Origin of the sequence: Pseudomonas sp. 10S4 (assembly GCF_034344865.1) — a bacterium.
Taxonomy (GTDB): Bacteria; Pseudomonadota; Gammaproteobacteria; order Pseudomonadales; family Pseudomonadaceae; genus Aquipseudomonas.
Map to the genome: position 1 here is coordinate 1170299 of NZ_CP133774.1, position 20770 is coordinate 1191068.

Annotated in this window: 16 protein-coding genes and 4 pseudogenes; 9 read left to right on the forward strand and 11 right to left on the reverse strand. The window is 59.3% G+C overall.

All coding sequences use genetic code 11. From position 1 onward, the window contains the following. Window positions 1–9: 9 nt before the first annotated feature. Window positions 10–528, reverse strand: coding sequence for a glycine cleavage system protein R (locus tag RHM58_RS05550; RefSeq protein WP_201198328.1), 519 nt, complete (start codon window positions 526–528; stop codon window positions 10–12). A gap of 560 nt (window positions 529–1088) precedes the next feature. Between RHM58_RS05550 and RHM58_RS05555 the strand changes: the two are divergent. Continuing rightward, a pseudogene (locus tag RHM58_RS05555) lies at window positions 1089–3267 on the forward strand (malate synthase G). A gap of 219 nt (window positions 3268–3486) precedes the next feature. Here RHM58_RS05555 and RHM58_RS05560 read toward each other — a convergent pair. Further along, on the reverse strand, window positions 3487–3933 hold the full coding sequence (locus RHM58_RS05560; RefSeq protein WP_201198332.1) for a response regulator: 447 nt from the start codon (window positions 3931–3933) through the stop codon (window positions 3487–3489). 259 nt (window positions 3934–4192) lie between these two features. On the opposite strand from RHM58_RS05560, the gene RHM58_RS05565 reads away from it, so the two are divergent. Both RHM58_RS05565 and RHM58_RS05570 read left to right on the forward strand, forming a co-directional pair. Next, complete coding sequence (locus tag RHM58_RS05565; RefSeq protein ID WP_322269832.1) at window positions 4193–6127, forward strand: putative nucleotidyltransferase substrate binding domain-containing protein; 1935 nt, start codon at window positions 4193–4195, stop codon at window positions 6125–6127. Then, window positions 6124–6831, forward strand: a complete 708-nt coding sequence (locus RHM58_RS05570; RefSeq protein WP_201256689.1) for a PolC-type DNA polymerase III — start codon at window positions 6124–6126, stop codon at window positions 6829–6831. Before RHM58_RS05565 ends, RHM58_RS05570 begins: the two co-directional genes overlap by 4 nt. Here the strand turns inward: RHM58_RS05570 and RHM58_RS05575 are convergent. After that, entirely contained in the window at window positions 6828–7028 is a 201-nt protein-coding gene (locus RHM58_RS05575) for a hypothetical protein (RefSeq protein WP_322270941.1), read from the reverse strand. The genes RHM58_RS05570 and RHM58_RS05575 overlap by 4 nt on opposite strands. A gap of 96 nt (window positions 7029–7124) precedes the next feature. On the opposite strand from RHM58_RS05575, the gene RHM58_RS05580 reads away from it, so the two are divergent. Further along, window positions 7125–7754: a glutathione S-transferase gene (locus RHM58_RS05580; RefSeq protein WP_201256688.1), complete on the forward strand. Its 630-nt coding sequence runs from the start codon at window positions 7125–7127 to the stop codon at window positions 7752–7754. A gap of 210 nt (window positions 7755–7964) precedes the next feature. On the opposite strand, the gene creD is transcribed toward RHM58_RS05580, so the two are convergent. Beyond that, a complete protein-coding gene (gene creD, locus RHM58_RS05585; protein WP_201198349.1) occupies window positions 7965–9335 on the reverse strand; it encodes a cell envelope integrity protein CreD in 1371 nt (456 codons plus the stop codon). Between the two features lie 227 nt (window positions 9336–9562). Between creD and RHM58_RS05590 the strand changes: the two genes are divergently transcribed. Further along, complete coding sequence (locus tag RHM58_RS05590; RefSeq protein ID WP_201256687.1) at window positions 9563–10573, forward strand: acyltransferase family protein; 1011 nt, start codon at window positions 9563–9565, stop codon at window positions 10571–10573. 13 nt (window positions 10574–10586) lie between these two features. On the opposite strand, the gene creC is transcribed toward RHM58_RS05590, so the two are convergent. From creC to RHM58_RS05605, 3 genes and pseudogenes are all read right to left on the reverse strand, one after another. Further along, window positions 10587–12005 carry a two-component system sensor histidine kinase CreC gene (creC, locus tag RHM58_RS05595; RefSeq protein WP_322269833.1) on the reverse strand — a complete coding sequence of 473 codons (1419 nt, stop codon included), beginning with the start codon at window positions 12003–12005 and terminating at the stop codon, window positions 10587–10589. Then, window positions 12005–12686, reverse strand: a pseudogene (gene creB, locus RHM58_RS05600) (two-component system response regulator CreB). The gene creC and the pseudogene creB overlap by 1 nt, the downstream one beginning before the upstream one ends. A gap of 59 nt (window positions 12687–12745) precedes the next feature. Next, on the reverse strand, window positions 12746–13252 hold the full coding sequence (locus tag RHM58_RS05605) for an ATP-dependent zinc protease (RefSeq protein ID WP_201198355.1): 507 nt from the start codon (window positions 13250–13252) through the stop codon (window positions 12746–12748). A gap of 337 nt (window positions 13253–13589) precedes the next feature. On the opposite strand from RHM58_RS05605, the gene RHM58_RS05610 reads away from it, so the two are divergent. Beyond that, complete coding sequence (locus RHM58_RS05610) at window positions 13590–14477, forward strand: acyltransferase (protein ID WP_201198356.1); 888 nt, start codon at window positions 13590–13592, stop codon at window positions 14475–14477. Window position 14478: 1 nt separating this feature from the next. Here the strand turns inward: RHM58_RS05610 and RHM58_RS05615 are convergent, their stop codons facing one another. Continuing rightward, window positions 14479–15030: a DUF2780 domain-containing protein gene (locus tag RHM58_RS05615; protein WP_201198357.1), complete on the reverse strand. Its 552-nt coding sequence runs from the start codon at window positions 15028–15030 to the stop codon at window positions 14479–14481. A 344-nt stretch (window positions 15031–15374) separates the two neighbouring features. On the opposite strand from RHM58_RS05615, the gene RHM58_RS05620 reads away from it, so the two are divergent. From RHM58_RS05620 to RHM58_RS05630, 3 genes are read left to right on the forward strand one after another with little or no spacing between them, the layout of a single operon-like run. Next, entirely contained in the window at window positions 15375–15968 is a 594-nt protein-coding gene (locus RHM58_RS05620; RefSeq protein ID WP_201256685.1) for a fasciclin domain-containing protein, read from the forward strand. A 55-nt stretch (window positions 15969–16023) separates the two neighbouring features. Next, window positions 16024–16668, forward strand: coding sequence for a sigma-70 family RNA polymerase sigma factor (locus tag RHM58_RS05625; protein ID WP_201256684.1), 645 nt, complete (start codon window positions 16024–16026; stop codon window positions 16666–16668). Continuing rightward, on the forward strand, window positions 16665–17339 hold the full coding sequence (locus tag RHM58_RS05630; protein WP_201256683.1) for an anti-sigma factor domain-containing protein: 675 nt from the start codon (window positions 16665–16667) through the stop codon (window positions 17337–17339). The genes RHM58_RS05625 and RHM58_RS05630 overlap by 4 nt, the downstream gene beginning before the upstream one ends. A gap of 214 nt (window positions 17340–17553) precedes the next feature. On the opposite strand, the pseudogene fdhA reads toward RHM58_RS05630, so the two are convergent. The 3 genes and pseudogenes from fdhA to RHM58_RS05645 all read right to left on the reverse strand — a co-directional run bounded on the left by fdhA (window position 17554) and on the right by RHM58_RS05645 (window position 20647). Beyond that, window positions 17554–18754, reverse strand: a pseudogene (fdhA, locus tag RHM58_RS05635) (formaldehyde dehydrogenase, glutathione-independent). 207 nt (window positions 18755–18961) lie between these two features. After that, window positions 18962–19819 (reverse strand): formyltetrahydrofolate deformylase, encoded by an 858-nt coding sequence (gene purU / locus RHM58_RS05640; RefSeq protein ID WP_201189863.1) that lies wholly within the window; start codon window positions 19817–19819, stop codon window positions 18962–18964. Window positions 19820–20015: 196 nt separating this feature from the next. Then, window positions 20016–20647, reverse strand: a pseudogene (locus RHM58_RS05645) (sarcosine oxidase subunit gamma). Between the last annotated feature and the right edge of the window lie 123 nt (window positions 20648–20770).

Sequence of the window (20770 nt, forward strand, 5' to 3'; positions counted from 1 at the left end):
ATAACACTGTCAGGGATCACTGCGCAGGACCAATTCAACCATCAAGTCATCGGCCAGGGTTTCCAGCCGTGATTGCAGCACGTCCAGGGACAACGTCAGCGGCACCGCGAGAATCGCTTCGGCATGGAACAGCGGTTCGCTGCTCATCGGCGCCGGGCGTACTTCAGTGACCAAGCGTTCCAGGTTCACGCCCTGCTCGCTCAGTAAACGAGTGATGTCGCGCACGATCCCCGGCCGGTCGTTGCCCACCAGCTCCATGGCAATCGGCTTCCAGGTGCAAGATTGCTCGATGCCACTTTCAGCGATCAGCACCCGAATGCCATGAGCGGACAACGCCTGTAGGGCATCAACCAATTCGTCGTAGGCTTCGGCCGGCACACCCACCCGAAGAATCCCGGCGAACTGTCCGGCCATGCGCGACATGCGGCTTTCCAGCCAGTTGCCGCCATGCTCGGCGATGCATTGGGCAATGCGCTCGACCTGCCCTGCCTTGTCCGGCGCGAATACGGTGAGTACGAGGTGGTCCATGGCGCAGCCCTCTTTTTGTTATAGAAAGAGAAGTATAGGCAAGGGTTGTTTCGGTGCTGAATCGACTGACGCCTTCGCGGGCAAGCCTCGCTCCTACAAGGTCGGCGTTAATCCGCATGAGAACGACGCGGGCCTGTAGGAGCGAGGCTTGCCCGCGAATGGGCCACCACCGACGCCCCTGCAAAAACACAAATCGTGTACAAGTTTTTATATTTAACTGGAACAATCTAATAGTTTTTTGAGAACATCCCGTTCCCCGACATGACCGCAATGCGTCATGGGGTCGCAGAACGACGTAATTAGTCTAATTTTCACAAGCGCAATTCATCATGTAGTATGCCGCAGCGCACACTACATAACGTTGGATCGATGTCTGCCACCGGCACACTCGCAACCCTGAAAGCCCCGTCAGCAAGGCCTCCAAGCCGTTGATTGGACCGAACCCAGCCGCCCGCAAGGGCATGTACTGGCGGACGGGTTTGTGGTTTAAATGGCCAGAGGCTTCATTGTCAAAATTGAAGAGCTGAAAAGCGAAATAGCTGAGCAGAGTGAGGCAAGCAATGACTGAACACGTTCAAGTCGGTGGCCTGCAGGTCGCCAAAGTCCTGTTCGACTTCGTGAACAACGAAGCCATTCCCGGTACCGGCCTCACCGCCGATAAGTTCTGGGCCGGTGCCGACAAGGTCATTCATGACCTGGCGCCGAAGAACAAAGCCCTACTCGCCAAACGCGATGATTTCCAGGCTCGTATCGACGGCTGGCACCAATCCCGTGCCGGTCAACCACACGACGCCGTGGCTTATAAGGCCTTCTTGCAAGACATCGGTTATCTGCTGCCAGAAGCGGCCGATTTCCAGGCAACGACGCAAAACGTCGATGACGAAATCGCCCGCATGGCCGGTCCGCAACTCGTGGTGCCGGTGATGAACGCCCGTTTCGCGCTTAATGCCTCGAACGCCCGCTGGGGTTCGCTGTACGACGCGCTCTACGGCACCGACGCCATCAGCGAAGCTGACGGCGCGGAGAAAGGCAAAGGCTACAACAAGGTCCGCGGCGACAAGGTCATCGCCTTCGCCCGTGCCTTCCTCGACGAAGCCGCGCCATTGGCCGCTGGCACTCACGTCGACTCCACCCGCTACACAATCGTTGACGGCAAACTGGTGGTCGCCCTTAAAGGTGGCAGCAACACCGGCCTGCGTAACGACGCGCAATTGATCGGTTTCCACGGCGATGCTTCGGCACCGACTGCGATCCTGCTGAAAAACAACGGCCTGCATTTCGAAATCCAGGTCGATGCCAGCACCCCGGTCGGCCAGACCGACGCTCGCCGGCGTCAAAGACATCCTGATGGAAGCCGCGCTGACCACCATCATGGACTGCGAAGACTCCGTTGCTGCCGTCGATGCCGACGACAAAGTGGTGATCTACCGCAACTGGCTCGGCCTGATGAAGGGCGATCTGTCAGAGGAAGTCTCCAAGGGCGGTAAGACCTTTACTCGCACCATGAACGCCGACCGCACCTACACCGGTGTCGATGGCAAGGAACTGAGCCTGCACGGTCGTTCGCTGTTGTTCGTACGTAACGTCGGTCACCTGATGACCATCGACGCGATCCTCGATAGTCAAGGCAACGAAGTACCGGAAGGCATCCTCGACGGTCTGGTGACCTGCCTCGCGGCGATCCATAGCCTCAACGGCCACAACTCGCGCAAGAACAGCCGCACTGGCTCGGTCTATATCGTGAAGCCTAAAATGCACGGCCCGGAAGAAGCCGCGTTCACGAACGAGCTGTTCGGGCGTATCGAAGACGTGCTCGACCTGCCACGCAACACCCTGAAAGTCGGGATCATGGACGAGGAGCGCCGTACCACGGTCAACCTCAAGGCCTGCATCAAGGCTGCCAGCGAGCGTGTGGTGTTCATCAACACCGGTTTCCTCGACCGCACCGGCGACGAAATCCACACCTCCATGGAAGCCGGCCCGATGGTGCGCAAGGCTGACATGAAGGCTGAGAAGTGGATCGGCGCCTACGAGAACTGGAACGTAGATATCGGTTTGAGCACCGGCCTGCAAGGTCGTGCCCAGATCGGTAAAGGCATGTGGGCCATGCCGGACCTGATGGCCGCCATGCTCGAACAGAAAATTGCTCACCCGCTGGCCGGCGCCAACACCGCTTGGGTGCCATCGCCGACCGCCGCCGCGCTGCACGCGCTGCACTACCACAAGGTTGACGTGTTCGCCCGTCAGGCCGAACTGGCCAAACGTGCTCGCGCTTCGGTGGACGACATCCTAACCATCCCGCTGGCCGTCAATCCGAACTGGACGCCAGAGCAGATCAAGAACGAACTGGACAACAACGCCCAGGGCATTCTCGGTTACGTGGTGCGCTGGATCGACCAAGGCGTGGGTTGCTCGAAGGTGCCGGACATCAACGACGTCGGCCTGATGGAAGACCGTGCGACGCTGCGCATTTCCAGCCAGCACATCGCCAACTGGCTGCGTCATGGCATCGTCACTGAAGCTCAAGTGATGGAAAGCCTCAAGCGCATGGCGCCGGTGGTTGATCGTCAGAACGCCAACGACGCGCTGTACCGTCCGCTGGCACCGAACTTCGACAGCAACATCGCCTTCCAGGCGGCAGTCGAACTGGTGATCGAAGGCACCAAGCAGCCGAACGGTTATACCGAGCCGGTTCTGCACCGTCGTCGTCGTGAGTTCAAGGCAGCCAATGGCTTGTAACTAAACGCTGATGCTGGACATGAAAAAGCCCTGATCTTTCGATCAGGGCTTTTTTATTTGTGGATGCGCTCACCTGTGGCGAGGGGCTTGCCCCCGTTCGGCTGCACAGCAGTCGTAAAGTCGGCGAACGCGGCCTGTCTGAAAAAAGCAGGGGCCGCTTCGCGTCCCAACGGGGCCAAGCCCCCTCGCCACAAAAGCCCTCTCAGCTTGAAGTCTTTGTTAAGGTTCCATCCCCAGCTCATGCTTGACCAACGCCAGCAACTTAACGGTATCAATCGGTTTAAGCAGAAAATCCACCACGCTCAAATGCATGGCGGCGATCGCGTCCTTCACGTCGGCATCGCCGGACACGATGATGATCGGCATCGCCGCCCGGACCGACTCGCGCACTTCGCGGATCAAGTCCAGGCCATCAACATTCTTCATCCGCAGATCGGTAATTACCAGGCCAATCGAAGGCGTTGTGTCCAACAGTTTGAGCGCGGTTTCGCCACTGGCGGCGGTCATGCAACGTACGCCATCCAGCGCAAGGATCTCCGATAGCAGTTCTCGAGCGTCTTTGTCGTCGTCAACGATCAACACCCGCTGCGGCGGAAGATCGGGTTCCAGCATGATCGCACTGAGCGCCTCGCGCTCGGCGTCACTCAAAATATCGTGGTCGGACATGGCTTACTCTACGTTTTCAATCAATCCCCTAGCACAATGGTCAGACATCGCTAAGCAGAGCTTCAATGTGCACTTCGTCGGATATTTTTCCTAGAGGCAAATTGAAAGGTTTTACGCACAAAGTGTGTAGGACTTCTCTCAAATATAGACATATCCACCGACTACCTAGACTTACGTCCAATGGGCACCCCGCACGCAGGGGCCGACCATGGCTGAACGATCCGACAACAACAATTCAAAAAAGACTGCGGTAATAGTTATGAGTAAAGCGGATGCCTTCACCCAGGCAGGGAAAACCGCGGTGTTGCAGAACATTCAGGGCACTTTGCAATTCCTCCAGCGCTTCCCGCCCTTCAATCAGATGGAACATGCCCACCTGGCCTACCTGGTGGAGCAATGTCAGCTGCGTTTCTACGGTCCCGGCGAGAGCATTATCAAGCCCGCCGACGGCCCGGTTGAGCATTTCTACATCGTCAAACAGGGCCGGGTGGTTGGCGAACGCCCGCACACGGCCAAGGGTGGTACCGAAACCACCTTCGAAATCACCACGGGGGAATGCTTCCCTTTAGCCGCGTTGCTGGGTGAGCGGGCGACTCGTACCGAACACCTGGCTGCCGAAGACACTTTCTGCCTGCAACTGAACAAACTGGCCTTCATCAAGCTGTTCGCCCTGTCGAATACCTTTCGCGACTTTGCCTTGCGCGGGGTCAGCAGCCTGCTGGATCAGGTCAACCAGCAAGTCCAGCAAAAAGCCGTGGAAACCCTTGGCACCCAGTACTCGCTGAACACGCGGCTGGGCGAGTTGGCCATGCGTCACCCAGTGACGTGCAGCCTGGCCACGCCGCTGCGTGAAGCCGTGACCCTGATGCATGAGCAACAGGTCGGCAGCATCGTGATCGTCGACGAGCAGAAGGCGCCCCTGGGGATTTTCACCCTGCGCGACTTGCGCCAGGTTGTCGCCGACGGGACCACCGATTTCAGCGAAGCCATTGAGCGGCACATGACCCAGGCGCCGTTTTTCCTGACGCCGGACCACAGCGCTTTCGACGCGGCGATTGCCATGACCGAACGGCACATCGCCCACGTCTGTCTGGTCAAGGATCAGCGTCTGTGCGGCGTGGTGTCCGAGCGCGATCTGTTCTCCCTGCAACGGGTCGATCTGGTGCACCTGGCCCGAACCATCCGCAGCGCCCAGCGGGTGGAAAACCTGGTGGCACTGCGCGGCGAGATCGGCCAGTTGGTCGAGCGCATGCTGGCCCACGGTGCCTCTTCGACCCAAATCACTCACATCATTACCCTGCTCAACGACCACACCGTGTGCCGGGTGATCGAGCTGACCCTCGCCGAGAAAGGCGACCCAGGTATCCCGTTCAGTTGGCTGTGCTTCGGCAGCGAAGGTCGTCGCGAGCAAACGCTGCACACCGATCAGGACAACGGCATTCTGTTTGAGGCCCGGGACGCTGCGCATGCCGCCGAGATCCGCGGTAAATTGCTGCCCATCGCCCAACAGATCAACCAGAGCCTGGCGCTCTGCGGCTTCACCCTGTGCAAGGGCAACATCATGGCCGGCAACCCTGAGCTGTGTTTGTCCCGGGCCGAGTGGGCCCGGCGGTTCGCGGCGTTTATCCGCGAGGCGACGCCGGAGAACCTGCTGGGCTCGAGCATTTATTTCGACTTGCGGGTGGTTTGGGGTGATGAACAAGGCTGCGAACAACTGCGCCGAGGGATTCTCGATCAGGTGGCGGATAACCGGTTGTTCCAGCGGATGATGGCCGACAATGCCTTGCGCAACCGGCCGCCCGTGGGACGCTTCCGTGAGTTCGTGCTGGCGCGCAAGAATGGCGAGAAAGCCACGCTGGACCTGAAAGTCCAGGGGCTGACGCCTTTTGTCGACGGTGCCCGATTGCTCGCCCTGGCCAATGGCATTGAAACCAACAACACCCTGGAGCGCTTCCGCCAACTGGTAGCCAAAGAAGTCATCGAACGGTTGGACGGTGCGGCGTATGAAGAGGCGTATCACTTCATTCAGCAAACCCGCATGCAGCAACATCAACTACAGACCCGGGAGAACTTGCCCTACTCCAACCGCGTCGATCCCGACAGCCTCAATCATCTGGACCGGCGCATCCTGCGTGAGTCCCTGCGCCAGGCCCAACGCCTGCAAAGCAGCCTGACCCTGCGGTATCAGCTATGAGTCTGTTTTCATGGCTACGCCCCGCCGCCCCGCTGCTGCCCGAGGATCTGCAACAACGCCTGGAACGCTTGCCGGTCGGCGCCCAGTTGAGTGAATGCAGCCTGCGCGAGCAACGCTGGGTGGTGCTGGATCTGGAAACCACCGGGCTGAACCTGAACAAGGATCGGGTGCTGTCCATCGGCGCCGTGGTGATCGAGGACGGCGCGATTGATTTCAGTCAGCAATTCGAACGCACGCTGCAATGTGCTGACATGAAGTTGGCGCCGAGTGTGTTGATCCATGGCCTGGGGCCTAGCGCGATTGCTGCCGGCAGTGACCCGGCGCAGGCACTAATCGAGTTCATGGAGTTTGTGGGCGACAGCCCAGTGTTGGCGTTTCATGCGCCGTTCGATCAGCACATGCTCGGGCGCGCGTTGAAAGATCATCTGGGCTACAAGCTGCAGCATCCGTTTCTGGATGTGGCGGACATTGCACCGCTGGTCTGCCCGCAGGCGAACATCCGCGAGGCCGGGCTGGATGAGTGGATTGAGTGGTTCAAGCTCGAAGTCTTCGAGCGGCATAACGCCAGTGCCGATGCATTGGCCACGGCGGAATTGGCGTTGATCTTGTTCAGCCGGGCGCGGCAGCAGCAGATTCACAGCCCATTGAATCTGCAGCAGCGTTTGAGTCAGTGGAAGCGACGGCAGCGGGCGCCTTCGTTTTAGATATCCGGCGCCTCGTCTGACGCCAATTGCTTCCCTGCGCCGACCCCAACGGTGATCGCACTGCTCACGCGCTGTTGGGCGATGGCGTGTGGGATGCCTTGAGCTAGTTGGGCCTGGGCATCCCCGCCTTCCTCGCTTTGCGCGGGTTGCTGCAACGCCGCTGACCGATCAAAACACCACAATCCTTGTAGGAGCAAGCTTTGCTCCTACAGGTTTCGAGCCGCATTTCTGATCTTGAGCTATCGGGTCAACGCGCTATGCTGCCCGGCACTGCCACTGATCGAGACACTGCCATGTCCGCCCCGAGCATGACCCTGTTCCACAACCCCGCATCGCCCTTCGTTCGCAAAGTCATGGTGCTGCTACACGAGACCGGTCAGACCGATCGTGTTGCCCTGCAACTCAGCCAACTCACGCCGGTCAGCCCGGACCTGGCGCTCTGCGAAGACAACCCACTGGGCAAGATACCGGCCCTGCGCCTGGCCGATGGCAACGTTATCCATGACAGCCGGGTGATTCTCGATTACCTCGATCACCAGCATGTCGGCAATCCACTGATCCCTCGCGAGGGCTCGGCCCGCTGGCGCCGCATGACCCTGGCCTCCCTGGCCGACGGGATCATGGACGCTGCGGTGATGATTCGTTACGAGCAAGCGTTGCGCGCCCCGGAGAAACAATGGGAGCAGTGGCTTGATGCCCAGCGCGAGAAGATTCGCCGTGCCTTGGCGTTGCTGGAAGCGGATGCGATTGCCGAGCTGACCAGTCATTTCGATGTGGCGGCGATCAGTGTGGCCTGTGCCTTGGGTTACCTGGATTTGCGCCATCCCGATCTGGAATGGCGCGAGGCGAATCCGAAGCTGGCCGAGTGGTTTTTTGAAGTGAGTCAGCGGCCTTCGATGTTGGCGACGATGCCGAAGGTTTAGCTCTTCATAGGCTGGACCGGCCTCTTCGCGAGCAAGCCCGCTCCCACATTTGATCGGTGGTTTGCACATATATTGTGTTCACTGGAGATCCCTTGTGGGAGCGGGCTTGCTCGCGAATGCACCACACCGGATCTAACGGAAACAACCCAAAGATAAGCGTCGCCAACACCTCCCCTTCCCGCTGATCCTCACGCAACCCCAACGACCGGCTCATTCCACCGCTCCAATATCAAACGCCAACGGCTTGGCCGACTTCTGCCCAATCCCGTACCAGTCCAGCTTGCGGGTCAGCACCATGAACACACCCAGCAACCCGAACAGCAACAACGAGCCCATCAACAGCGCGTAATCCTCGGCACTCAACAAGCCATAAAGCAAACCGTACAACGCCGCCAACCCCGCCGAAAAACTCAAGCCGTGACGCACGCTGCGCAGTACGTGGCAGACATAGAACCCGATCAACAACACACATCCGCTCGCCGACAACACATACGCCAAGGCAAAACCGATGTGCTCGGACAACGACAGCAACAACAGGTAGAAAAACGCCAGGGCCACGCCCACCAACGCATATTGCACCGGGTGCACCGCCAGGCTTTTCATCACTTCGAACAGGAAGAAACCGGCGAAGGTCAGGACAATGAACAGCAGCGCATATTTGATCGCCCGATCGCTTTTGAGGTACTGGTCCACCGGGTCGATGAAGCTCACGCCGAAGCTGCGACCGTTGAACGCGTCACAGCCAGCGCCGGAGACACAACTGTTCAAGGCTTCTTGCAGGTTGGTGGAGAAAAACGTGGTCTGCCAATTCGCGGTGAAGCCCTGATCGGTGACTTCACGCTGGGCCGGCAGGTAGTTGCCGATAAAGCTGGGGTGCGGCCAGTTGGCGGCCAACGCTACTTTGCTGGTCTTGCCCACCGGCAGCACTTGCAACTGACCGGTGCCTTGCAAACGCAGGTCGAAACCGAAGGCCAGTTCCGTGGCTTGTCTGGTATTCAACGCCGGCAGCATCACGTGCACGCCCTCCCCCAAGAAGCCGACCTGGCTGCCAGGTACGAAGTCCAGGCGCTGACCATCGAGTTCCAGTTTCAGCGCGTTTTCGATGCCGCGGATGTCGCTGATGCCCACAGCCAGAAACGGCTGGTCGAACTGATAGTCGGCGAAGTCTTCCTTGATGCCCAGTTGTTCAGGGATCGTGAAATGGCCGCTGATGCGGTTGTCGGCATGGAACAGCCGCGCTTCATAAATGCCCCGGGAACGCAGCTCGGTCTGAACCTGGCCATCCAGTTCGAAGTGTTCCGGGAGGAAGTACAGACGACCGCGTTCTTCACCGACTTCCTGGTAACGCTCGTTGGTTTTCTCGTTGAGTTTCCAGGTGCGCACCACTTTGCGATACGGCACCACCATCAGCGGCCCGCTCAACTGCTGGCTGTAGCTGGAACTGCGGGCGATGTCTTCGAGCACACCGTCGCGCAGTTGCTGACGGTCCTGGATCACGCCGTTGATCATCAGCAACGGAATCATCAATAACAGAATCATTAGGGCAATCGCCCCGAGTTTTATGGTCAGGTTGCGGTTCATGGGACTCTCCCTGTTTGGATGGGGGAAGTCTGGGATGGGTGTGTGGGGGTTTCGTGGAGGCTATGTGGGGATTGTGTGGAAATGCCTGTAAAAGCCGATTGCACCTAGGCACACTGCGGCCCCTTAAGGCCATCTCCGGGTATTTACCGGAGTATTTTCCGGCCAAGTACAGCTCAATATTTTGGCCGTTGGTTTGCTCCAAAGCAGACCAGACAAGGAGCGCTCCATTGCGAAACAACTCGTTTGACCTGATCAGGCACCTTGCCGCCCTTATGGTCCTGGTAAGTCATCACTATGTGTTAGCGGGTATGAACGAGCCCGTCATTCAAGGTTACAACTCGCTGGGCGGTGTGGCGGTGCTTTGTTTTTTTGCCATTTCCGGGTTGTTGATTACCCTCAGCTATTTGAATGCCGCCAGCCTTCAGGACTATCTGGTGAAACGCGTCGCCCGGATCTTTCCTGCGCTCATCGTTTGCTCATTCGTAATGACTTATGTAGCCGGGGCTTTTTTTGCCAGCGACTATGTCTCGGGGAAAGAAGCCCTCATCGACTTTCTGCGAATTTCAGCGTTCGGGCGGGCAACTATTGATGAAATAACCAGCGATTTCGTATTCAGCGAATCCTTCAATGGAAGCCTGTGGACATTAAAAATCGAGTTCGCTTTTTATATTCTGCTCGCACTAGTGCTGACCCTATACCGCAAAGCCATGATGCCTTGGACGCTGCTCTTGCTATTTTGCATAGCGACTTATGTGCTGGGCAACTACCCGATGAATGCCCTGGCACAGAAGCTTCTGGCCTACTGCGCAGCCGGCATCGCGTTTTTCGCCGGGTCATTGATAGCGTTTTATAAAGACCGCTTCAGTGGCGTGCGCACAAAGGCAATAACCCTGGTGGCTTGCTGTCTTCTGGTATTCGCATCACTGGGTACTTCGATGGTCTGGGTTCTGGCAACTCTGGGGATCAGCCTGGCAACCCTCAGTCTGGGTTTGTTGTACGTTGATAAAAACATCAGAGGACGGTTCGATATCTCCTATGGCATGTACCTGTATGCCTTTCCCGTACAGCAATTGGTCATCAATAAAACACAACTGGCCTTCTTCCCTTCCATGGCCGTTTCAACCGTCATTGTCATTAGCCTGGCAACTCTTTCATGGTTGCTCATCGAACGGCCGGTACTTGCCTTGGCCCACCGAAACAAGCCTCGTAAATCAGTACCTGATTCGGCGGTGTCTTGAGTTACCAAGGACCTCAAGGCAAGCGAACCCGAGCCTCGACGCCACCGCCCACATTGCCAACCCATAATTGCCCTCCATGCAACTTAACCACCTCTTCAACGAAGTTAAGCCCCAACCCAGTACTTTTGCGCCCACTGTCCGGCCGCGGCAGCGAGTAAAACCGCTCACTCAAGCGTGGCAACGCATAGTCGGGAATCGCCTGAGCCTGGTTGAACAACCTGAACTCAACCTGCTCACCAACCCGCTCGGCACTGAATCGCAAAACACCCTGCGCCGGCGTGAAATCCAGCGCGTTCTCCAGCAAGTTGCCCAACGCCTGACGTAACAGGAACGGCTCACCGATCAAAACCAGATCCTCGGCAATCCTCTGTTCAACACACAATTGTTTGCCTTCAATCCGCGCAGCCTGAGCGTCCAGCAGTTCTTCCACTAACGCCGCCAACGGCACTTCAACTCGTTCTTCCAACCCTTGACGCTGCTCGACCTGAGCCAGGTTCAGCAACCGCTCGATCAACTGTTGCATCCGCGCACTTTCGCTGTCGATGTTGCTGACAAAACGCTGCTGCTGGGCCAACGGCATCTCGCCCTGAAGCAACTCCGCCGCGCCGCGAATCGCCGCCAATGGGCTTTTCAATTCATGGGTCAGGGTGTGCACGTAGCGCTCGACGTAGGCCTTGCCTTCGAGTTGCGTGCGCATCTGCTCCACGGCTGTCGCCAGTTGCTCCAGTTCGCCGCCGCGATAATGCGGCACCTCGACCCGTCGACCTTCACTGACCGCCTGGGCATAAGCAGTCAACCGTCGCAGCGCCGCGCTCAGCCACCACGACAGCAGCGCGCCAAACAGCAGACCGAGGCCGATCAGCCCGGCACCGTAATAGACCAATCGCCGTTCAGTGCGGTCGACGTAGGGTTGCAGCGAACTGTTGGGCTTGGCCACGGTGACCACGCCGATGATCTGGCCGTTGTCACGAATCGGCGCGCCTACGTGCATAACCGAGGAACTCGGGTCGTCGGGATCGCTGCGGGTCGAGCGCGCACCGTATTCGCCGCGCAGGGTCAGGTAAACATCGTTCCAGCGCGCGTAATCCTGGCCCACCGCTACACCGCTGGAATCCAGCACCACGATGCCTTTGGCATCCGTGACGTAGATGCGGTTGTTGACCTGATTCTTTGTCAGGCCCCAGATGCTTGCCTTCGGCTGCCGCTCGCCGTAGGCGTTGAGCAGTTCTGGCCAGTGATTCTGGTTGAGAGTGCCGGCCTTGAAGTCATCGCGCAGGATCTCGGCCATCAGGTTGGCCGTGTCTACCAGGGTTTCTTCGGTGGTCTGGCGCACACCGGGGCGGATTTCCTGCATCACGGTGTTGAGCACGAAGTAACCGGTCAGGCCGATAAACAGCACATAGACCAGAAAGATCCGGATGCCCAGCGCCATCAGCTGTGCCCCGGACTGTAGCTGTAGCCGAGGCCCGCGATGGGTCTGGATCGGTTCGGCGTCGGCTCGCACCAGCCGCAGCTTGGCGCGCACGCTTTTGATATGGCTGTCGATGCTGCGCTCGTAACCGGCATCGGCCGGCACACCCAGGGCGTCGAGCAATAGCTCGCGGCTGAACACCCGTTCGGGTTGTTCCAGCAGGCATTGCAGCAGACGGAATTCGTGGCGGGTCAGGCTCAGGGGCTCGCCGCGATAGCTAATCTGCACCCGTTCGCTGTCGACGCGAAACAGCACCGGTGAAACTTCGGCCACGGCACGGGGTGCCATGCGCTTTAGAATCGCCCGGACCCGCGCCGCCACTTCTCGCGGGCTGAACGGCTTGACCACGTAATCGTCGGCGCCAATCTCCAGGCCCACCACCCGGTCGATTTCGCCGTCGCGGGCGCTGAGGAAGATCACCGGAACCTCGCTGAAGCGGCGCAATTGCTTACAAGTCTCGAAGCCGCTGATGTCCGGCAGGCCGATGTCGAGAATGATCAGATCGGCCGGGGTCTGGCGTTGATGCTCAAGCGCGGCCTCGCCGAGGCTCACCCAGGTCGTGGTGAAGCCTTCACCCTGCAACGCAAAAATCAACGTGTCGGCAATGGCCGCTTCGTCTTCGACAATCAGGATATGAGGCATAGCGTCCGAGCACGGCAGTTAAGTTGCGCAACGGTGGCCCAAGCCTCACATCCCGTCAATCAGCAGTCAGGTTTATCCGCGGTAAAGCGACGTGCCGGGTTCACCGCAGCGCCAAACTCGCGCAAGGCCTTGGCGCCGATCAGCAACGGATAGTTGAAGCTGCTGCGGTCGGTGAGATTAACCTCGACCGTGCGTTTGACGTTGCCCAGGCACAATTCCAGATCAACCACCGGACGCTTGGTCGGGGCGCTCACGTCCTTGTCGTCTTCGTCTTCTTCGGCGCGGGTCTTGATCTTGCTGATCCGCGCGATCTTGTGCTCGTAGACCTTGTTGCTCGCGTCCTTGGTGCCGAGACGGAAGCGCACCCAGTCTTCGCCATCACGGGTGAAGGTTTCGATGTCCTTGGCCGACAGCGACGCGGTCAGGGCGCCGGTGTCCATCTTGGCCTTGAGGACTTCACCGCCGATTTCCGGCAGCGCGATGTATTCGTAACGCCCGTACAGGGTCGGCTCGGCGGCCATGACCGGCAGGGCCACGAGGGTCAGCAGTGCAAGGAGGGATTTCACGTAATGGGCTTCCTTGGGGAATTGGGGCGCATAGGCCGAATTCTAGACCGCAAAAAACAATGATAGTTGAACTGGCACAGACCTTTGTGGCGAGGGAGCTTGCTCCCGTTCGGCTGCGAAGCAGCCGTAAATCCAATTCACTCGGTACACCTGAAACAGCGTGGTGTTTGGTTTTGGGGCTGCTTCGCAACCCAGCGGGAGCAAGCTCCCTCGCCACAGGTTATTTCATATGGCCTGAAGCATAACGCCGTAAAGGTGAAACATTCGTCACCCCCGATTTGGCCTGCCGCCCGAAGCTGCTTATCATGGCGCGCCAAAATTCGTCCAAGAGTTACTTATGCGCCGCCTGCTCACCGGCTGTTTCGTTACCCTGCTGCTGTTACTCAACACCCTGGTCCTGTTCGGCCCGCTGATGGTGTTTGCCCTGCTCAAACTGGTCCTGCCCGGCCGTTATCGCGACTACGCCTCATGGTCGGTGATGTGGATCGCCGAAACCTGGGCCGAAATCGACAAGCTGATCTTCCGGCTGTGCATCCCAACCCAATGGGACATTCGCGGTGGCGATGACCTGCGTGGCGATACGTCTTATCTGGTGATCAGCAACCACCAATCCTGGGTCGACATCCCAGCGCTGATCCAGACCCTGAACCGGCGCACGCCGTTCTTCAAATTCTTCCTCAAGAGAGAATTGATCTGGGTGCCGTTCCTGGGCCTGGCCTGGTGGGCGCTGGATTATCCGTTCATGAAGCGTTACACCAAGGCGTTTCTGGCGAAGAACCCTGAACTGGCCGGCAAGGATCTGGAGATCACCAAAGCCGCGTGCGAGCTGTACAAACGCCAGCCGGTAACGGTGGTGAATTATCTGGAAGGCACACGGTTTACCGCGGCAAAAAGCGCTCAGCAGCAATCACCGTTCAGGCACCTGCTCAAGCCGAAGGCCGGCGGTGTGGCGTTTGTACTGGCGGCGATGGGCGAACAGCTGGACGCCATTCTGGATGTGACGATGGTGTATCCGCAGCAACGGATTCCGGGGTTTTGGGATTTGATCAGCGGCAATGTGCCGAAGGTCATCATCGATATCCAGACCCGCGAACTGGACCCGGCGTTGTGGCAGGGGGATTACGAAAACGATCCGGTGTTTCGCGAAACGATCCAGAACTGGGTCAACCAGCTCTGGATCGAAAAGGATCAGCGCATCGACGCGTTGCGCGCCGAGAGCCGCTGAATCAGCTGCCAGCGCCCCAGATCCCGCCCAGGCTTTTCAGCAGTGGACCGCCAACGCCTTGGCCACCGAGGTACTGGAGGATCACCGGGGCAAATTTGCCGACCATCCCGCTGTCCATGCCCAGGGCGCCAAACGCGCTGTTCATGTCGCTGGTGCTTTTTACATTGCCCAAGGCATTTTCCAGACCGGCCGATTTACCGGACGAACCGAGCATCCCGGCCAACGCCCCCATCTGACCGCCGCCGGACAGTTTGTCCAACCCCGGCACGTCTTTGGCCAGTTGCGAGTAATCGGTGGAGCTCAGTTGATTCTTCGCCAGCCCCAGCATTGCCCCGGTGCCGCCGACGGCTTGTTGCGGGGTGACGTTCAGTTGCGAAGTCAGCGCACCGAGCAGGCCCGCTGTTTGCGAGGTCGGCGCGGCATTAGTGGCCGCATCGCCGCCCTGCATGCTCGAAGCCGCTTTGGTCACATCGTCCAGGCTGAATGCTGCGAAGACCGGGCTGGCGGCCAGGGTCATGAGCGAAGCCAGTGCAAAACCGCGTGAAATCTTCATCGAGACAACCTCTTTAGGCATAAAACCGCCCACCCATGGACGGCGAAAAACTGTGTGTTGGACTGGCACCCCAGAGGATTGTTCCCTGTCCCCTGTAGGAGCGGGCTTTATGTGGCGAGGGGGCTTGCCCCCGTTCGGCTGCGAAGCAGTCGTCGGCCCGTTGAATGCGATCAGCCTGGAAAATGCGGGGGCCGCTTCGCGACCCAACGGGGGCAAGCCCCCTCGCCACAATTGACCACAGTCAGAAAAGAATTCCGTTGTGCTGCATCCAGTCTAGCCGCCCCTGCGTATATCAAGCACGGACAGACACTCCTGGCCGATTCTCCCCCACAAGGATCACCCCCATGAAACGCACTTCGATCAAAACCCCGTTGATTGCCAGCCTGCTGACCCTGGCCCTTGGCGGCGGATTCGCCCTGAACAGCGTGCAAGCGGCGAGCATGAGTCATGACAGCGTAATGGTTGGCGGCCAAGCCATGATGCCTAGCAAAGACATCATCGATAACGCCGTGAATTCCGCCGACCACACCACCCTGGTGGCCGCAGTCAAAGCCGCCGGCCTGGTCGACACCCTCAAAGGCAAAGGCCCGTTCACCGTGTTCGCCCCGGTCAACTCAGCGTTTACCGCCCTGCCCGCCGGCACTGTCGATACCCTGCTCAAACCAGCCAACAAAGCGACCCTGACCCACATCCTCACCTATCACGTGGTCGCCGGTAAGCTCGACATGATGACCCTGGCCGAGAAGATCAAGGCCGGCGGCGGCACCGCCGAACTCACCACCGTCGCCGGCGGCAAGCTGTGGGCGATGATGAATGGCCCGCACAACATCGTGATCAAGGATGAAAAAGGCGACGTCGCCGACATCACCACCTATGACGTGAACCAGTCCAACGGGGTAATTCAGGTCATCGACAAAGTGCTGATGCCCAAAGGTTGAGCAGTGCTCGCCGACCCCGCGCATCGGGGTCGGCGTTTTCCTGAGGTATCCGCCCGTGAATGGAACAACTGCGCGCCGTGAACTAACCTCTGCCTGCAACCGGCACCGCTCGCAGCCAACCACCGCTATCTCGATTGCCCGGAGAACCGTTATTTCCATCGCCGACACCGATCAGCTCAGGCAGCTTCTGGCCCAGTGTTCATTGGGTGACCGCCGCGCGTTCGAGACGCTTTACCGCAGCGTCGGCCCGCGCTTGCACGGTGTCGCCCTGCGTTTCATGGGTCGGCATGACCTGGCCGAAGAGGTGCTGCAGGAAAGCTTCGTACGGATCTGGAACAACGCCTCGCGCTATGAATCGCACCTGTCGGCACCGCTGACCTGGATGATCAACATCACCCGCAATCAAGCCATCGACCAATTGCGCAAACACCGCGACCGGCCGCTGACCGATCTTGAAGAACAGGCCCTGGAGGATGAAAGCCCTTCGGCCCATGAATTGTTAAACCGCGCCCGCGAAGCCAAGGCCCTGAACCAGTGCCTGGAAAGCCTCGAAGGCATGCAGCGCCAATCGATCACCGTCGCCTATTTTCAGGGGCTGTCCTGCGCTGAACTGGCCGAACACCTGGCCGCGCCGCTGGGCTCGGTCAAATCCTGGATCCGCCGCGGTATGGAGCGCCTGCGCAGGTGCCTGGAATCATGAACTATCAAACCCCGACCTTGCGCCGCGCCCTTGCCGCCGATTACGCCATCGGCTTGATGCCTGCTGCGGCTCGCCGGCGTTTTGAACAGTTGTTGCTGGAGGACGCCGCTCTGCGTGCGGAACTGGCGAACTGGCAGGACAGCCTCACCAGCCTGACCGAAGCATTACCTGAACAACCGGTGCCGGATCGCGTGTGGCAAGGCATCACCGCACGCATCGATCCGCAAGAACTGCACGTGCCAGAGAAGCGTTCGTTCTGGAACTGGATGCGGGTCACGGTCGCGGTGTGTTCACTGGCGGTGATTATGTTCCTGAGCGTGCTTTATAACCGTGATGAAGCACGTTACAGCGCGACCCTGCTGACGGCCGATGCGCAACCGGCGCTCAAGGTACAAGCGCACGAGAATTACCTGCAAGTTGAGCCGTTGACGTTGGCGGCAGTTGATCCGGGACGCAGCCTGGAACTGTGGGCGATACCGGCGAACGGCAAGCCGATTTCCCTGGGGGTGATTCCGGCGGGCGGCAAGGGCAAGGTTGAGCTGAGCGAGGCGCAGAAGGCGCTGATCGGCAAGCCGATTGCGTTGGCGGTGAGCCTGGAGCCGAAGGGTGGTTCGCCGACCGGGCAACCGACGGGGCCGGTGTTGTATCAGGGGGCGTTGGCGGCACTCTGAAAGTACCGATGAGCTTTTGTGGCGAGGGAGCTCGCTCCCGCTCGGCTGCGCAGCAGTCGTAAAACCACCAGACACGTTCAGCCTGAAACAAAGCGGTGTGTGGTTTTGGGGTTGCTTCGCAACCCAGCGGGAGCAAGCTCCCTCGCCACAGGGTTTGTGTTCTACCAATAAAAAACGGCGACCCGAGGGTCGCCGTTTTGCATTGCGTGAAGCCTTACGCCGCGCTGAACAGCTTGTGCGGATCGATCACAAACTTCTTCGGTACGCCGGCATCGAACTCGCCGTAGCCACGTGGTGCGTCATCCAGGCTGATGACTTCCACGCCAACGATGTCGGCAATGTGGATACGGTCCCACATGATTGCCTGCATCAGTTGGCGGTTGTACTTCATCACAGGCGTCTGGCCGGTGTGGAAGCTGTGGGATTTGGCCCAGCCCAGACCAAAGCGAATGCTCAGGCTGCCCATTTTCGCGGCAGCGTCCACAGCACCCGGATCTTCAGTCACGTACAGGCCCGGAATACCGATTTTGCCCGCCACGCGAACCACGCCCATCAGCGAGTTGAGCACGGTAGCCGGTGCCTCGTGTTTCACGCCGTCATGACCGTGACCGCGCGCTTCGAAGCCTACGGCGTCGACGGCGCAATCCACTTCTGGCTCGCCCAGCAATGCAGCGATTTGTTCGTGCAGCGGAGTGTCGAGGGACAGGTCAGCGATTTCGAAACCCTGAGCCTTGGCATGCGCCAGGCGTACGGTGTTGACGTCACCGATGATCACCACCGCCGCGCCCAGCAGGCGAGCCGAAGCGGCAGCCGCCAGACCTGACCGGGCCGGCACCGGCGATGTACACGGTGCTGCCTGGACCAACGCCAGCCGTCACGGCGCCGTGGTAACCGGTCGGCAGGATGTCGGAGAGGCAAGTCAGGTCGCGGATTTTTTCCATCGCGCGATCGCGATCCGGAAGTTTCAGCAGGTTGAAGTCAGCGTACGGCACCATCGCGTATTCAGCCTGGCCGCCGGTCCAGTCACCCATGTCGACATAACCGTAAGCACCGCCGGGACGGGCCGGGTTAACGCTCAAGCAAACACCGGTGTGCATCTCTTTGCAGGAACGGCAGCGCCCGCAAGCGACGTTGAACGGTACGGACACCAGGTCGCCGATTTGCAGGTTTTCGACGTCGCTGCCCTTCTCAATCACTTCACCAGTGATTTCATGCCCCAGCACCAGGCCGGTTTGAGCCGTGGTACGACCGCGCACCATGTGCTGATCGGAACCACAGATGTTGGTGGACACCACACGCAGGATGACAGCGTGATTAATCTTCCTGCCGCGCGGGTCCTGCATTTTCGGATAGTCGATTTTCTGTATTTCGACCTTGCCATTGCCGAGATACACCACACCACGATTGCCAGACATGCTTTCACCTCGCTGTTGTTTTTATGTAGCGGTCGCGTCGCCATGGAGCGGCGGCGCGTTGATTGCTCGGGTTAGTGCTTGTGTCTTTTGTTGTTTGTTATGGCCTCTTCGCGAGCAAGCCCGCTCCCACATTGGTTTTGCGGTGTACCCGAGATTTGTGGGCAGACACAAATCCCCTGTGGGAGCGGGCTTGCTCGCGAAGGCGTCCTAAAGAACGACCGTGCGATTGGCGTTCAAAAACACTCGTCGTTCAATGTGATAACCAACCGCTCGGGCCAGGGTCAGGCCTTCGATATCCCGCCCCTTGGCGATCAAATCTTCCGGGTAATGGCTGTGGTCCACCGCTTCCACGCCTTGGGCGATGATCGGGCCTTCGTCCAGGTCGTTGTTGATGTAGTGCGCCGTCGCGCCGACCAGTTTCACGCCTTTGTTGTAGGCCTGGTGATACGGCTTGGCGCCCTTGAAACCCGGCAGCAGGGAGTGGTGAATGTTGATCGCCTTGCCGTCGAGTTTGCGGCACAGTTCCGGCGACAGGACCTGCATGTAACGGGCAAGGATCACCAGTTCGGCGCCGGACTCTTCGATCACCTGCCACACCTGACGCTCTTGCGACGGTTTGTCGTTCGGGTCGAGCGGGAAGTGGTAGTACGGAATCTGGTGCCAGTCGGCCAACGGTTTGAGGTCCGGGTGGTTGGAGACCACGGCGGCCACGTCCATCGACAATTGACCGATGCGCTGGCGGTAGAGCAAATCGTTGAGGCAGTGATCGGCCTTGGAGACCATGATCACCACTTTTGGCCGATAGTTCGGCGCGGTGAGTTCGAAGATCATGCCGAAGGCCTGGCCACGCTCTGCCAGGCCGGCGCGGAAGGCGAGTTCGTCGAAGCCGTCGGGCTGGCGGAATTCCACGCGAATGAAGAAACGGCCCGAGAGTCGGTCATCGAAGGAATGATGCTCGGTGACGTAGCAGCCCTGCTCGAACAGAAAGCGGGTCACCGCATCCACGGTGCCGAGGACGCTTGGGCAGTCGGCGGTCAGAATCCATGTGTCTGGGGCGCGGCTCATAGTGCGGTGACTCCTGTTCGAAAATACCTACGCGACTGCGAAGACCTGTGGCGAGGGGGCTTGCCCCCGTTCGGCTGCGAAGCAGTCGTAAAACCGGCAAACGCGGTGTGTCAGTCAAACCGCGTCTTGAGGATTTGGGGCTGCTGCGCAGCCCAACGGGGCAAGCCCCCTCGCCACAGGTGGGAACGATCATCCATCAGGCCTGAACGCTAAGCCCGTATTCAGCCGCCGCATCCTGCAACCACAACCACCAGTAATCCGAGAAGCTGCGACGAATCAGCAGTTCCCAGGTGTCTTCGGCGGTGTGGCGGATCACCAGTTGCGACTTGGCAAACACGGTGCCAACAGCCTTGCCCACCGGGAAGCTGTTGGGGTGTACGTCGTAGCTGGTGGATTTCATCAGCACCTGGCGCACATTCGGGCCGCTCAGTTCGAGGATCTGCTGGCCGCCGCTGACGTTGACGATCTGAATGTGCAGGTCGCCCAGCGCTTCACGGAGTTTTTGCTCGGCGGCGAATTCTTCACCGCTCGGCACGATCAGCAGCCACTCGTCCGGCCCCATCCATTGCAGGCTGGTTTCGCCTTTGACGATGACGGTCAGGGCGCCCGGCAACTCGATGCCCAAGGCCTTGTGCACGCCAGCGCTGAACGCGGCATCGTGGCCATCGCCTCGGATGGTCAGGTGGCCGAGGAGTTTTTCTCACGCACGATCACGCCGGCGTTTTTGCGACCCTTGCCCACCAGGTTGGCGAGGTCGGCATGATGCAGCGACGACTCGGCCTTGGCCCCGGTGGTTGGGCGTTGTTGGTAAACATTGGCTGCGGTCATAAAGCACCTTTATCAATTCTGTTGGTTCCGGCCCCTGTGGTGGCTGGACTGACGCCTTCGCGAGCAAGCCCGCTCCCACATTTGACCGCGTTCCCCTGTGGGAGCGGGCTTGCTCGCGAATCG

What these genes read in the sequence shown, in the direction of transcription:
- RHM58_RS05550 (WP_201198328.1), bottom strand. Translation starts at nt 528, where the DNA reads ATGGACCACCTCGTACTCACCGTATTCGCGCCGGACAAGGCAGGGCAG.
- RHM58_RS05560 (WP_201198332.1), bottom strand. Translation starts at nt 3,933, where the DNA reads ATGTCCGACCACGATATTTTGAGTGACGCCGAGCGCGAGGCGCTCAGT.
- RHM58_RS05565 (WP_322269832.1), top strand. Translation starts at nt 4,193, where the DNA reads ATGAGTAAAGCGGATGCCTTCACCCAGGCAGGGAAAACCGCGGTGTTG.
- RHM58_RS05570 (WP_201256689.1), top strand. Translation starts at nt 6,124, where the DNA reads ATGAGTCTGTTTTCATGGCTACGCCCCGCCGCCCCGCTGCTGCCCGAG.
- RHM58_RS05580 (WP_201256688.1), top strand. Translation starts at nt 7,125, where the DNA reads ATGTCCGCCCCGAGCATGACCCTGTTCCACAACCCCGCATCGCCCTTC.
- creD (WP_201198349.1), bottom strand. Translation starts at nt 9,335, where the DNA reads ATGAACCGCAACCTGACCATAAAACTCGGGGCGATTGCCCTAATGATT.
- creC (WP_322269833.1), bottom strand. Translation starts at nt 12,005, where the DNA reads ATGGCGCTGGGCATCCGGATCTTTCTGGTCTATGTGCTGTTTATCGGC.
- RHM58_RS05610 (WP_201198356.1), top strand. Translation starts at nt 13,590, where the DNA reads ATGCGCCGCCTGCTCACCGGCTGTTTCGTTACCCTGCTGCTGTTACTC.
- RHM58_RS05615 (WP_201198357.1), bottom strand. Translation starts at nt 15,030, where the DNA reads ATGAAGATTTCACGCGGTTTTGCACTGGCTTCGCTCATGACCCTGGCC.
- RHM58_RS05620 (WP_201256685.1), top strand. Translation starts at nt 15,375, where the DNA reads ATGAAACGCACTTCGATCAAAACCCCGTTGATTGCCAGCCTGCTGACC.
- RHM58_RS05630 (WP_201256683.1), top strand. Translation starts at nt 16,665, where the DNA reads ATGAACTATCAAACCCCGACCTTGCGCCGCGCCCTTGCCGCCGATTAC.
- purU (WP_201189863.1), bottom strand. Translation starts at nt 19,819, where the DNA reads ATGAGCCGCGCCCCAGACACATGGATTCTGACCGCCGACTGCCCAAGC.